The 12,640-nt window shown below is 67.7% G+C and carries 10 protein-coding genes; 2 read left to right on the top strand and 8 right to left on the bottom strand.

The features are described from left to right. Positions 1-348 precede the first annotated feature (348 nt). Positions 349-1,050 (top strand): 4'-phosphopantetheinyl transferase family protein, encoded by a 702-nt coding sequence (locus tag ACODTB_RS07205; RefSeq protein ID WP_291116728.1) that lies wholly within the window; start codon positions 349-351, stop codon positions 1,048-1,050. Positions 1,051-1,060: 10 nt separating this feature from the next. On the opposite strand, the gene ACODTB_RS07200 is transcribed toward ACODTB_RS07205, so the two are convergent. Next, entirely contained in the window at positions 1,061-2,218 is a 1,158-nt protein-coding gene (locus ACODTB_RS07200; protein WP_291116725.1) for an acyltransferase family protein, read from the bottom strand. 320 nt (positions 2,219-2,538) lie between these two features. Here ACODTB_RS07200 and ACODTB_RS07195 point away from each other — a divergent pair, with 320 nt between their 5' ends. Next, positions 2,539-3,996 carry an oligosaccharide flippase family protein gene (locus ACODTB_RS07195; RefSeq protein ID WP_291116722.1) on the top strand — a complete coding sequence of 486 codons (1,458 nt, stop codon included), beginning with the start codon at positions 2,539-2,541 and terminating at the stop codon, positions 3,994-3,996. On the opposite strand, the gene ACODTB_RS07190 is transcribed toward ACODTB_RS07195, so the two are convergent. The 7 genes from ACODTB_RS07190 to ACODTB_RS07160 are packed head-to-tail and all read right to left on the bottom strand — an operon-like array spanning position 3,974 to position 12,631. Further along, positions 3,974-5,302 (bottom strand): putative O-glycosylation ligase, exosortase A system-associated, encoded by a 1,329-nt coding sequence (locus tag ACODTB_RS07190; RefSeq protein WP_291116720.1) that lies wholly within the window; start codon positions 5,300-5,302, stop codon positions 3,974-3,976. The two genes, ACODTB_RS07195 and ACODTB_RS07190, sit on opposite strands and share 23 nt — an antisense overlap. Before the next feature lie 8 nt (positions 5,303-5,310). Next, positions 5,311-5,472, bottom strand: coding sequence for a hypothetical protein (locus ACODTB_RS07185; protein WP_291116718.1), 162 nt, complete (start codon positions 5,470-5,472; stop codon positions 5,311-5,313). Further along, positions 5,469-6,647 carry a glycosyltransferase family 4 protein gene (locus ACODTB_RS07180; RefSeq protein ID WP_488929191.1) on the bottom strand — a complete coding sequence of 393 codons (1,179 nt, stop codon included), beginning with the start codon at positions 6,645-6,647 and terminating at the stop codon, positions 5,469-5,471. The genes ACODTB_RS07185 and ACODTB_RS07180 overlap by 4 nt, the downstream gene beginning before the upstream one ends. Further along, positions 6,644-8,185 carry a hypothetical protein gene (locus tag ACODTB_RS07175; protein WP_291116712.1) on the bottom strand — a complete coding sequence of 514 codons (1,542 nt, stop codon included), beginning with the start codon at positions 8,183-8,185 and terminating at the stop codon, positions 6,644-6,646. The genes ACODTB_RS07180 and ACODTB_RS07175 overlap by 4 nt, the downstream gene beginning before the upstream one ends. Positions 8,186-8,188: 3 nt before the next feature. Further along, the gene (locus ACODTB_RS07170) at positions 8,189-9,388 is read right to left on the bottom strand and encodes a glycosyltransferase family 4 protein (RefSeq protein WP_291116710.1); all 1,200 of its coding nucleotides are present in this window, start codon (positions 9,386-9,388) and stop codon (positions 8,189-8,191) included. A 13-nt stretch (positions 9,389-9,401) separates the two neighbouring features. Beyond that, positions 9,402-10,523 (bottom strand): glycosyltransferase, encoded by a 1,122-nt coding sequence (locus ACODTB_RS07165; protein WP_291116707.1) that lies wholly within the window; start codon positions 10,521-10,523, stop codon positions 9,402-9,404. Next, complete coding sequence (locus ACODTB_RS07160) at positions 10,520-12,631, bottom strand: NAD-dependent epimerase/dehydratase family protein (protein ID WP_291116704.1); 2,112 nt, start codon at positions 12,629-12,631, stop codon at positions 10,520-10,522. Before ACODTB_RS07160 ends, ACODTB_RS07165 begins: the two co-directional genes overlap by 4 nt. Positions 12,632-12,640: the final 9 nt, after the last annotated feature.

The following is a 12,640-nucleotide window of genomic DNA, read 5'->3' as shown; positions in this document are numbered from 1 at the left end:
CGCCCCGCAGCCAGGCTGAAGATGGCATCCCGATGGTCACGGTTGTTCCGCGGTCAGGATGTGAAGCGGTCCAGCGTTTCATCGTGTCGTCCCTTGCGATTCACCCCCGCCACCATCGCGCGGCGAGGCGTGAACGTCTCTGCCTTCATGAAAGAATGATGTTACCAAACGTAGCATCGTGACAACGCGAAAGTACCTGCCATTAAGTGCATTTCCGCACACTTGAGGCCGGGGTAGCAGTGAGGTAGTACTAGGTTGTCGCACTGCACTGGAAAGTGCTCGTGCACTATAGACGAATCGCTTCTCCTCCCAGCCCGGAAATATGACCATTCAAGCCACCTTTTCCGCATGACCGCCACGCACCTGACCTCACCCGAAGCCATCGGCATCACCCTCTGGCTCGTCGACCTGAGCCTGCCCCCGTCGGACCCCGGCGATCCCGACCAGATGGCGCTGCTCAGCGCGACCGAAAGGGCCAAGGCCGGCCGCTTTCATTTCGAGCGCGATGCCCGCCGTTACCGCGCCAGCCACACGGCGCTGCGTCAGCTGCTGGCGCAGGTCACGGGCCAGCCCGCGCGCGTCCTGAGCTTCGTCGAAGGCCCATTCGGCAAACCCCGCCTGCGGGGCGAGGGGCAGCCCCACTTCAACATGAGCCACAGCGGCGACTGGGCGCTGATCGGGCTTTGCGCCGACGCGCCGATCGGCGTGGACATCGAGGTGCCACGGCCGATGAGCGACCTCGAATCGCTGGCGCAGCGCAATTTTTCCCCGGCCGAGTTCTTGGCCCTGTGCGCGGTCGATCCGGACCAGCGCCTGGAGGCCTTCCTGCGCTGCTGGACCCGCAAGGAAGCCTGCCTCAAAGCCCTGGGCAGCGGCCTGTCCATCGAGCCCGGGGTGTTCGAGGCGGGGATCGAGACCGAGCCTCGGTTCACTGCGATCGACGTCCAGGGCCAGGCCTGCGCCATGGCGGTGCACAGCCTGGCGCTGCCCTTCCCCGGCCAGGCCGCCTGCGCGCGACTGGCGGACACGGACCACCGCCTGGCGATGTAGCGGGCGGCTGTCAGGCGCCCGCGCGCGGCCGGTCGCGGCGCCACCAGGCACCGGCGTTCCACAGGTTCAGCAGGCGCGCGCGGTACCAGTCGCGCCGCAGCTCGCCCACCTGGGCCAGCGCCCAGGTGGCGGCCAGCACCGCCAGCAGGAGCACGCCGTACAGGCCCCAGCCGGGCCGCGACAGGCCCAGTGCGCTGGCGAACACCAGCAGGGTGAAATGGATCAGGTAGAAGCTGAAGGTGAAGCCGGCGAGCCGCTGGATCCAGCGCGCCCCGGCCCCCCTGAAATCCCATTCACAACGCGCGCAGCCGATGACGAAGCCCGCGAAGATCAGGGCCACCAGGTAGTCCGACAGCACATGGACGGTGGAACCCGGGTCGAAAGGCACTGGCAAGACCTGGCTGAAACCGGCGTACAGGCGGCGCGATGCCTCATCGGTCACGCCCCGCAGACCCGACAGGAAGAACACCAGGTAGGCGGCCACTGCAAGGCCCATGAGCGCGCGTGCGGCGCGCGGCCCCATCCGCAGGCCCGGCAGGCACCGCTGGAGCCAGACGCCCAGCAACCAGACCGGCAGCAGCAGCACGATGCGCGGCCCCATCACGGCCAATACCCCGATCAGGGCGATCCAGCGCAGCGGCCCGCGCAGAAACAGGGCCACGCCGAACAACACGTAGTACCAGACCTCGTATCCGAGCGACCAGTACGGCGCCATGCTGAACGGCTGGATGGCGCCGAACCAGGTCTCACCCAGAAACAACCAGTGGAACGGCAGGTAGAACCAGAGCCTGGGGTACTGCCAGTCGGGGGTGTACAGGCTGGGGTTGAACCGCATCCCGACCAGATCGATGGCCAGGGCCAGCAGCACCGCGGGCAGCGCGACGGAGTACACGCGCGAGAGGCGCGCCAGCGCGTACTGCCCTGCGCTGAGCTGGCGATCGCGGGTGGTGTGCGCGATCACCAGACCGGAGATCACGAAGAAGGCGATCACCGCATCATCGGCCGACCGGTGCCAGGTGAGCGTGAGCGCCGATGGCGCCACCTTGAGGTAGACCGAATGCCCGATGTAGACCGCCAGGGCCGCAAGAACGCGGCACAGATCCAGCCAGACGGAGAGCGCGGGCGTCATCGTCGCGGCGGGGCGCGCGGCATCGCGGGTCGCGGTCATGGAGGAACTCCGTGTGGGGGGGGATGCTCCAATGTAACAAATAGTTGATAACAAACTGTTGACAAATCAAGCCTCAAAATCGGCAGGATTCCGCACTGCGTCACATCTGACGAGGATTCGAACCCACCAAATGCCGAGAATCCCGTACACACTGCCCTACCCCACTGAAACACTTCGATCCAGAACGCTGCGAGTCATGTCCGCTCACTACAATGCGACGCGACATCTGAGCTCCCCGTGAACCGCCCAGAGGCACCTGTCACCGCCCCAACGCGGCCCCTGTGTGCCACCCTGACCCAACGACCATCCGGGAATCTTCGTTGAACATAAGAAAAAAAATCGGCCTTCAGTTTCTGGTGAGCAATGGCGCCACGGTCGCCAACTTCGCCCTGTCGGTCATCCTGGCGCGCCTGCTGACCCCCACGGACATCGGCATCTTCTCGATGAGCGCCATCCTCATCACCTTCGCGCACGTGTTCCGCGACTTCGGTGTGTTCTCCTACATCGTCAAGGAGAAGGAGGTCACGCAGCAGACCATTCGCACCGCGCTGGGCGTGCTGCTGGTGACGTCCTGGACGGTGGCCGCCATCCTGTTCTTCACGTCCGATGTGTGGTCGGTGTTCTTCAAGACGCCCGAGGTCGGCGACGTGGTCAAGGTGCTGGCCATCGGCTTCGTCTTCATTCCGTTCGGCTCCATCCCCTACGCCCTGCTCACGCGCAACCTGGAGGTCAAGCGCACCTCCAAGGTCATGGCGATCTCCGTGGTGACCTACTTCATCACCACCATCGCCCTGGCCTACACCGGCCACGGCCACATGACCATGGCCTGGGCCAACCTGGTCAACATCATCGTCACCGGCGCGGCCTACCACTGGTACTCCACCACGCCCATCCCCTGGCTGCCCAGCCTCAAGGGCTGGAAGAAGATCACCCACTTCGGCACCGGCACCATCGTCACCTCCACCGTCGCGGCCCTGGACGCGGCGCTGCCCGACGTGATGCTGGGCAAGATGAGCACGCCCGCGGCCGTGGGCTATTTCAGCAAGGCCGCCTCGGCGGTGTCGCTGCCCTACACGGTGCTCAAGTCGACCATCGACTATTTCGCGCTGCCCTACCTCTCCAAGCTGCACCACGCCAACGAAGACATGGCGGCGGCGATCCAGCAGGCTTCCTCGTACATCTCCGTGGTCATCATCCCCGCCATGGTGTGGATGATGGTGATGGACCGGGAGATCATCCTGTTCCTGTTCGGTCCGCAGTGGGTGGCCAGCATCGACGTGATCCCCTGGCTGTGCCTCACGGGGGCCGCCGGCATCCTCTTTCGCCTGGTCACACCCGCGCTCACCAGCATCGGCAAGCCGTACGCGGCCGCCGTGCCCTCGCTGCTGGTGCTGCTGATCAAGGTGGTGCTGGCCATCATGCTGTTCGACGGCACCCTGGTGAGCTTCGGCATCGCCATGGCCGTTGGCCAGATCGTGGGCATCCCGCTCTACGTCATGGTCAACAAGGTCTACTTCGGGCTGGGCGTGCGCCAGTGGCTGCGGGGCAATGTGCCCATCGTGCTGATCTCGCTGATCACCGGGACCTTCAGCTACCTGCTCAAGACCTACGTGCACCCCAACTTCCCGATCTTCTTCAGCCTGCTGTTCAACGGCGTGATGTTCGTCGCCGCCTGGTACGCCTGCATCATGCTGATGAAGCCGCCGATCGAGGCCGAGCTGCGGCGCTTCCAGGACAGCGCGGTGGCCTTGATCTTCAAGAAGGACGCGGCGGGCTGAGCGGGGGCGGCGGCACCTTGCTGGCCGCCACGGTCTTGAGGACGTGCTGCTTGAGCACCTCCATCAGGATCAGGAAGATGTAAGGCAGCTCGAAGTAGGCGGCGCTGAGCAGCGAGCCCGTCACCACGAAGGCCAGCAGGGCGGCGCCCAGCATGTCGGCCAGGTCGGACGCCCAGCGCAGCGACGGCCCTCGCGCCTTGGTCAGCTTCAGGATCTCCCGGCGCGTGAGGAAGGCATTGGCCACCAGCGCGACGAACAGCAGGAAGCCGATGAAGCCCATGTCGCCCATCACCTCGAACCAGATGCTGTGCGCGGCCAGGCCCGAGGGGCTGCTTGGTGCGACCTCGATGAAGGGCAGCAAGGTGGGGCCCTCCTTGAACGTCTCCCAGAGCGCGGACGACTGCACCGCCCGGAAACCACCCCCGAAGACCGGGTTGGACAGGGCGATGGACGAGCTCACCCGCCAGGCGCCGAAACGGCCCAGCAGGGAATCGTCTTCCTTCGCGGTCTTGATGGTCTCCATGCGCTCGGACCACGAATCGGGCGCCAGCTGCACCACCACCGCCACGCTGATGGCCACGATCACGATGCCGATCATGCGGTTGCGGCTCTTCATGAGGATGAAGAAGACGATCACGCACAGGCCGATCAAGGCGCCGCGCGAGGCCGTGGCCACCACGGCGAAGGCCGTGAGCGGCAGCAGCACGGCAAAGCCGATCTTGGCCAGCTTGCGCGAGGAGATCTGGTAGAGGTAGTACAGCAGCGGCAACACCATCAGCAGCACCATCGCGAAGTGGTTGTTGTCCCCGAACTTGGCGATGCCGCGCGCGTTGTGCCCGCCGCCGCTGGCAATGAATTTCAGACCATCGAGGGCGCCGTGAAAACTCGTTGCCAGCACCACCATCACCACCATGGCGTGGATGCGGTAACGCGAGGTCACGAAAACCGGCATCAGCAGGCAGAACAGCACGGTCTTGACCAGGTTTCCGAAGAGCTCCCAGTTGCGGTCCAGGCCTGGGTAGGCGAACAGCGCGACAAAGAAGCCGTGCACCGCGAACAGCATCATCAGCACCGTGGTGCGGTTGATCTCGATGCGCTCGAAGCGGTCGCCCCGGCGCATCAGCAGCGAGGCCATGGTCACCAGGGCGAACAGCTGCACGAAGGGCACGGCGCCCATGAAGCCGTGCACGTAGCTGTTCATGGCGATCAGGCCGGCCCAACCCCACAGCAGGTAGCCGATGAAGGCGTTCGAAAAGCCCAGGGGCACGAAGAGCAGCACGGCCCCGAAGACCAGCAGGTCACGCATGGCGGTTCCTAGTTCCTTTTCTTCGGCGCGGGCGGTGCGTCATCGGTGAGCTCCTCGTAGGAGAAGAAGCCCATGTCGGGTGCCTTCGGATCGCGGGCCTTGCGCAGCACCGCCAGCAGGAGCAGCGCGAGCAGCACCAGTTCGGCCAACAGCAGCAAGCCTTCGGTCATGCGAATCTCCTGAAGATGTCGAGCTGCCCCTGGGTGGTGGAATCCCAGGAAAAGGTTTCGGCGTGCGCGCGCGTGGCCGCGCGCGTGGGCAGGTCGCCCATCAGCTGCTCCCAGGCCTCGGCCAGGGCCGGCCCGTCACGGCGCGCCATCAGCAGGCCGGCAGCGTGCTGGCTGACCACCTCGGGCGTGCCCCAGATGTTGGTGGCGATCACGGGCGTGCCACAGGCCATGGCCTCCAGCAGCACATTGGCCCAGCCTTCGCGGCTGGAACACAGGGCCAGCGCATCGGCCGCGCTGTACCACCACTTGAGTTCGGTCTGCGGCACCAGGCCCACCCAGCGCACGCGATCGCTCACGCCCAGGCGGGCCGCCAGCGCCTTCAAGGCGCCCTGCTCCGGCCCGCCCCCGGCCACCAGCAAGGTCACGCCCGGCATGGCGGGCAGCGCCTCGATCGCGATGTGGTGGCCCTTGCGCTCGATCAGGTGGCCCACCGACAGCAGGTACGGCCCCTGCACATCCAGTCCCAGGCGCTGCCTCGCGGCCTCGCGCGGCTCGGGGGTGAAGCGCTCGAGGTCGACGCCGTTGCGCAAGGTGTTGAGCTTGCCCGGCTCAGCGCCGAGGGCGGCGAGCGAATCCATGAGCGCACGGCACACGCCGATGGAAGCCTGCGCCTGTTGGGCGGTCTGGAGGATGAGCTTGCGGGGAAAGGGGTACTCGGGAATGAGGTTCAGGTCGGTGCCGCGCGCGGTCACGACGAACGGCTTTTTCAGCCAGCGCGCCAGCAGCCCGGCGGCCACCCCATCGGGGTAGTAGTAGTGGGCGTCGATCAGGTCGAAATCGAAGCCCTGCTTCTGCAGGCGCCGCACCGTGGCCAGAGCCCCCAGGGCCATGGTGTAGGGCGCCAGATTCATGCCGACCTTGGGCAGCAGCAGGTAACGCGGGTGGTGCACTTCCAGTCCGTTGCGCTGCTCCAGGCGAGGCGTGGCCGCGAACTGGGCGTATTCACCGAAGCGAGGCGACTTCAGCGGGAACCAGGGCACTGGCGCCACCACCTTGGCCTGGACCTGCCCGGTTTTCAGCAGCTCGCGCAGGCGTGTCTCGACGAAGATGCCGTGGATGGGCCGCACCTCGCTCGGGTACAGGCTGGAGAACAGCAGGATGCGAAGGGGCTTCAAGGATTTTTGCATTCGAACACCATCACACCTTCAAAACTTTTCCGGGACGTCTCGCGCCCCTGCGGGCAGGGCTGGGCCTTGTCGCGGTCGTTGTTGTCGCCCACCAGGTAGTAGCCGCGCGCCACCACCTCGTCGGGCAGCGGGCTGTGGCCGATCCACAGCCGTCCATGGGGCGTGTCGATGAAACGCGCCGCGCCTTTCAGGTGCAGCCGCTCCAGCCAGGTGTCGCCCAGCTTCTGGTAGATCCGGCGCCAGGTGTCGGAGTCGTCGATCTTCGCCGGGTCCTGGATGGCCAGCAGGCTGCCCCAGCCTGGCCCCTGGAGATAGCGGGCCGTGGCCCAGTAGCGCACGTTGGAGGGCACGTAGATGTCGCGGCGCTCGGTGTTGTGCTGCGCGATGTGCCGGGCGACCTGGTGGAAGTCCATCTTGCGCGGGGTCTGCAGCCGCTCCCAGCCGGCGCCATAGGCCACCACGAAAGCCAGAAAGGCCACCACCAGCACAGAGCCCCAAACCCGCAGGCGTGCGTCCGGCCGCAGGCGCTCGTGCAGGTGCACTGCCAGCGCCACGGCGAGGAAAGGCGCGGTGTAGGCCAGCGTGCGGTCCAGCCAGATGGGCCGCAGCACCAGCGAGATGACGCCCACCACCAGCACCGGCAGCACCACGAACGAGACCACACAGGCCCTCACGTAGGCCGAGCCGAACACCAGCAGGTAGAGCACCAGGGCCAGCACCAGGGCGGCGGCCACCGCGTACTGCGTGGTCGTCGCCCCGGGGAAGTAGCCCAGCAGCCAGCCGCCGATCGTCTGGGCCACGTTGTCGAAACTCGGCATGCGGGTGTGCGACACGGAGCGGAAGCTGGCGTTGGCCAGCCAGGGCAGCAGCAACACGCCCGAAATCCCGATGAACCACAGCAGGGGCTTGAGGCGGTGGCGCTCGCCGGCCACCCAGCAGCGGATCAGCGTGTAGCACAGCACCGACCCCACCGCGATGAACGCGATGCTGTGCAGCATGGACAGCGAGAGCACCAGCAGGCACATGGCCCACCAGTGGCCGCGCCGCCCGTGCAGCAGCCACTGATCGACGCAGTACCAGAGCAGCAGCACGTTGCAGCCCAGCATGGCGTACATGCGCAGGTCGGAGGCGTAGTAGATCTCGCTGCCCAGCAGCGCCGTGAAGGCCGCGGCCAGCAGCGCGGCGCGGCGGCCGGCCCGCGCGGCCACGCCGAGGTAGACCACCCCGATCGACGCCAGGCTCCAGAACACCGAGTTCAGGAGCAGCCAGGTGTCCTGTTTCGAGAACACGCCCCAGGCGTTGAGCTGGAGGTAGTACAGCGGCGGATGGATGTCGAAGCGCATCACCGCGACCACCACGTCCAGCGGATTCAGGTTGACGTAGCTGGCCCCGAAGATCTCGTCGTACCAGAGGCCCCCATCGGCCCGGATCGCCATGAAGCGCAAGCCGAACGCGACCAGCAGCACCAGCAACAGGCCGCCCAGGGCCGCCTTGCTCGAAAGAGGGTCGGTGCTTCGCGTCGTCATGGTTCACCTCGTCGGGGAAGCCTGGGCCAGGGAGGTCGACAGCGCCACCACCCGCCGGGCGTTGCCCGTCCAGGTGAGGCCGAGGCGCTCGATGGTGTCGTGCGCCGCGACGGCCAGCCGCTCGCGCAGGCTGTCGTCGGTGCAGAGCCGGGTCAGGGCGTCCTGCATGCCGGTGGGCGAGGCCTCGTCGAACAACAGGGCGTTGTCCTCGTGGGTCAGCACTTCCTGCAGGTTGGGGGTGGCGGGCGCCACGACGGCCTTGCCCAGCACCAGGTATTCCATCAGCTTCAGGGGCGAGGCATAGGGCGTCACGGCGGGCTGCAGGGCGACGTCGAAGGCGGCCACGTGCGCGGGCACCCGGTCGCGGTGGATCACGCCGGTGAAGGTCACGCGGTCGGCCAGGCCCAGGCGCCGGGCCTGCTGCTCGAGCGCTTCGCGCACCGGGCCGTCCCCCACCACCAGCAGGTGGGTGTGGGACGGCGCCTGCGGGGACGCCATCCAGTCGACGATGCGGTCCACGCCATGCCAGTCGCGCACGAAGCCGGTGAAGCCCAGCACCAGGCGGCCCTGCAGGCCGAGGTGGGCCTTGGCGGTCTCCTGGGTCGGGGCCTGGGCGAAATGCGCGCGGTTGATGCCGTTGGGAATGACCTGGATGCGCGAGTCGGGCACGCCGCGGGCGCGCACGTGGTCGGCCAGCACATTGGTCACGGGCAGCACGCAGTCCGCGCCGCGCCAGGCCACGCCCTCGGCCCAGCGGGCCAGCGCCTGCAGGGCCAGGCCACCACTGTGCTGCGAGCGTTCGAACACCAGCGGCGCGTTCACCTCCAGCAGCAGGGGAATGCCGAGCCGCTTCTTGGCCATCAGGCCGCTGAGCAGGAAGAGGTTGTAGCGCTCGTAGATGACGTCGGGCCGGAAGTCTTTCGCGGCCTTCATCAGCTTGCGGTAGGCCAGCACGCTGTAAGCCAGCTCCATGAGTTCGTACAAGGCCTTGGGCATCAGGGCCTTGAGGCGGTGCACCCAGCCCATGTCGCTGCCCATCTGGCCATTGCCGCCCTGCCCTGGCGCACTGCCTTCGGGCTCGTCGCCACCCGGACTGACCACGCGCACCTCATGCCCCTCGCTGCGCAAGGCCTCGATCATCTCTTCGATGTGCACGGCCTGGCCGTCTTTCGATGCCGTGCGGTGGTGGTACAGAATTTTCATGGGTCGAACGGCCTCAGGCCGCCGCAGAGGATCGGTGAAGTTGGCCATCGAAGACCCGCTTCCATTGGGCGGTCATCAGGGCTTTGGCGTACGAGGCCTGCACCTTCTCGCGGCCGGCCCGGGCCCACGCCGGCCACAGGGGCTGCTGGTCCAGGGCGCGCGACAGGGCGGCGGCGAACGCGCCGTCCTGCGGCTCGCAGAGGGTGTCGGGCGACACGTCCGAGAGGATGTCACCCACGTCGCCCACGCGCGTGGCCACCACGGGCATGCCCACCGCCATGGCTTCGAGCAGCGCGATCGGCAGTTGCTCGGTGTCCGACGACAGGGCGAACAGATCGAAGTCCGTCAGGCGCGCGGACGGGTCCTTGAGGTAGCCGGTGAATTCCACCTCGGCGGCGACGCCAAGCTGCTGCGCCAGCGCTTCCAGCTCGCCGCGCTGCGCGCCGTCGCCGACCACGATGAGGCGGGCGGCACGCCGGGCCCGCACGTCGGCGAAGGCGCGGATGAGGCGGGCGATGTTTTTCTCCGGCCGAAGCCCGGCCACCGTGCCGATGCACACCGGCCGGCCTTCTTCCGCCGACACCGCGCGCGCCGCCGCGGGAATGTCCACGCCGTTGGGGATGAAGGTGACCCGGCGCGCCGGCAGCTTCCACACGCCCGTGGCCAAACGCTCCAGGTTGCGCGAGGCCACCACCACCGAGACGCGGTTCCAGCCCAGCAGCACGCGCCGCATCCAGACGCGGCGCGGCAGTTGCCGGGCCGCCTCTTCGGGGCCGAAGCCGTCTTCCACGTGCACGTGCGGCACCACGCGCGGCAGGTTGGCCGCCGCCCATTCGATGGCGCCCCAGTTGTAGGACAGCAGCAGGTCGGGTTTCAGGCGCTGCAGCAAGGCGCGAAAGGCGCCCCGGTTGGCCAGCGCCCCGCCCTTGACCACCTCGAGCCGCATCGGCGCCCAGTTCACCGCCGGATCGAGCCGCTCACCGGCGTCGAAACAGTTGTCCATCGCCACGATGAGGTGGCGGTAGCCCGGCCCGAGGGCATTGGCCAGTTGCACGAAGCGCGCCTGCGGCCCGCCCAGCTTGAAGGTCGAGAAGGCGTGCAGCAGCACGCGCGGGGGGCGTGCGCCCTCGCTCATGCAGAACCTTCTCCGGCGTGCACGGCCATGGCCTGGCGGTGGAAGGTGGCGGCATCGCCCACCGGCTGCCAGCCCAGGTCCTGTTTGGCGTTGCTGCAGTCGATGTTGGCCAGCAGGCCGCGCGACATCAGGTCGCGCTTGAACGGTCGGGCCACGGCGCGGCCGGTCACGCGCTTGATCAGCCACTTGCCCATCTCCACCAGCCACAGACCGGTGGGGGAAGACGGCACGAACTTCAGCGGACGGCCGATGGTGCGCGACAGGTCGGCCAGGTACTGACGCGCGCTCGGGCGCACGTCACCGACCAGGTTGTACGCCCGGCCCGGCGCGGCAGGCGCGGTCACGCCGGCCACGATGGCCGAGGCGCAGTCGCCCACCAGAACCCAGGGCAAGGGGTTCTCGCCGCCGTTCCAGCCGACGCAGTACTGGTCGTTGTTGAAGAAGCCCAGGCCGCTGTGGAAGGGCGAGGTGCCCGCGCCCACCACGAGGCCGGGGCGCATCAGCACGATGGGGAAGCCGGTCTTCTGATGGATGTCCATCAAGGCCTGGTCGGCCAGGGCCTTGGCGCGCGCGTAGTCGGCGCGCGTCTCGGGCCGGGGGTCCGGCGGCGTGGCGCCGGTGATGGTCTCGCCCGCATCGCCCAGGAACAGGCTGGCGATGGAGCCCACGTGCACCATGCGCTGCACACCGGCCGCGCGGCACACCTCGGCCACCATCACGGCGGAGTCCACCATCGCGGCGCGGATGGCCTCGAAGTTCGCGCCACCGCCACCGTGCGCGAGGTTGATCACGTAGGGCGCGCCGGCGATCGCGCGCTCCAGGTCGGCCTTGTTCTTCACGTCGCCGCGCACGATCTCGACGCCGGGACGGTAGAACACCGGCTGCAGGTTGCTCACGCCGCGCGCCATCACGCGCACGCGGTGGCCCTGGCCCAGCAAAGCCGCCACGGTGTGCGAGCCGATGAAACCGGTGCCGCCCAGCACCACGACCAGGTCACCCGTGGGCGCAGGCTCGGCCACCGGCGTGGCGCGCGCGGGCAAGGGCTTGAAGGCCGCGGCCATCTGCTCGCAGACCGAGACCAGCTCGGCACCGAAGTCGAGGTCGATGCGGGGCTTGCCCTGGCTCTGCAGCTCCTGGTAGAAGGCCCGCAGGCTGCCCTTCATGCCCAGGTAGAACGCATCGGAGCGCGGCTTGAGCTTGGCCGTGGCCATGACGTAGTCGCGCAGCACCGAAAAGCCTTGCGACTTCACCTGCCTGCCCGTGGCGCGCGCCGAGAGCCACGCATCCACCGGTTCCATGTAGGCCGTGCGTTCCAGGGTGTGGAACTGGTTGGCGAACATGTCGGCCACCGCCACGCCGTCGTCGCAGACCACGGTCATGCGGCACACGGTGAACTCGGCGCCCACATGGAAGCGCATGTGGGCGGGCATGCGCTCGCAGCGCAGCGACACTTGACAGGCGTTGTGAAGGCCGACGCCGGGCGAGATTTCCACCGGGTCCTCGGCCAGCACCGAGAGCTCGCGCACCGAACCGGCGAGGTCGAGCACCTGCGACAGCGGATGCACCGCCTGCTCCAGCAGAATGTTGAGCGGCTTGCGGAACATCCAATGGCCGAACTGGCGCGCGGCCAGCTGGCGCAGCGGCACTTCGTACACGTAGTCGAGGTAGCGCGGCTTGCCCAGGCGGCCCGACGCGATGGCTTCCTTGAGCTGCACGTAGGCGGGGTTGAACACCAGGTTCTGGTTCACGCCGATCACGGCGCCGGCGTGGTTGGCGGCCTCGCGCAGCTGCTCGCATTCGGCGGTGCTCACGCCCACCGGTTTTTCCAGCAGCACGGTCTTGCCCGCAGCCACGAAGGGCATGGCGGAAGACAGGTGGAAGTCCGGCGGCGTCAGCACGTGCACGGTGTCGGCGTCCGAGGCGGCGGCTTCATCGATCGAGTTGAACACGCGGCCCGCGCCGAATTCCTTGGCCAGGCCCTGGGCGGTGGCGGCGTTCACGTCGAACACGCCGTACAGCTCCACACCCGGGATCTCGCGCAGCGCGGCCGCGTGGGTCTTGGCGATATTGCCGGCGCCGACCAGCAGCACCTTCTTCTTGTTGCTCACAAACATCCT

This window comes from Hydrogenophaga sp. FG152 (assembly GCF_057809615.1).
The sequence above is the reverse complement of the archived record's forward strand: the minus strand, read 5'-3'. Positions and strand labels throughout refer to the sequence as shown.

Coding starts and splice junctions, on each gene's coding strand:
- ACODTB_RS07205 (WP_291116728.1), top strand. CDS start 349: ATGACCGCCACGCACCTGACCTCACCCGAAGCCATCGGCATCACCCTC.
- ACODTB_RS07200 (WP_291116725.1), bottom strand. CDS start 2,218: ATGACCGCGACCCGCGATGCCGCGCGCCCCGCCGCGACGATGACGCCC.
- ACODTB_RS07190 (WP_291116720.1), bottom strand. CDS start 5,302: ATGCGTGACCTGCTGGTCTTCGGGGCCGTGCTGCTCTTCGTGCCCCTG.
- ACODTB_RS07185 (WP_291116718.1), bottom strand. CDS start 5,472: ATGACCGAAGGCTTGCTGCTGTTGGCCGAACTGGTGCTGCTCGCGCTG.
- ACODTB_RS07175 (WP_291116712.1), bottom strand. CDS start 8,185: ATGACGACGCGAAGCACCGACCCTCTTTCGAGCAAGGCGGCCCTGGGC.
- ACODTB_RS07170 (WP_291116710.1), bottom strand. CDS start 9,388: ATGAAAATTCTGTACCACCACCGCACGGCATCGAAAGACGGCCAGGCC.
- ACODTB_RS07165 (WP_291116707.1), bottom strand. CDS start 10,523: ATGAGCGAGGGCGCACGCCCCCCGCGCGTGCTGCTGCACGCCTTCTCG.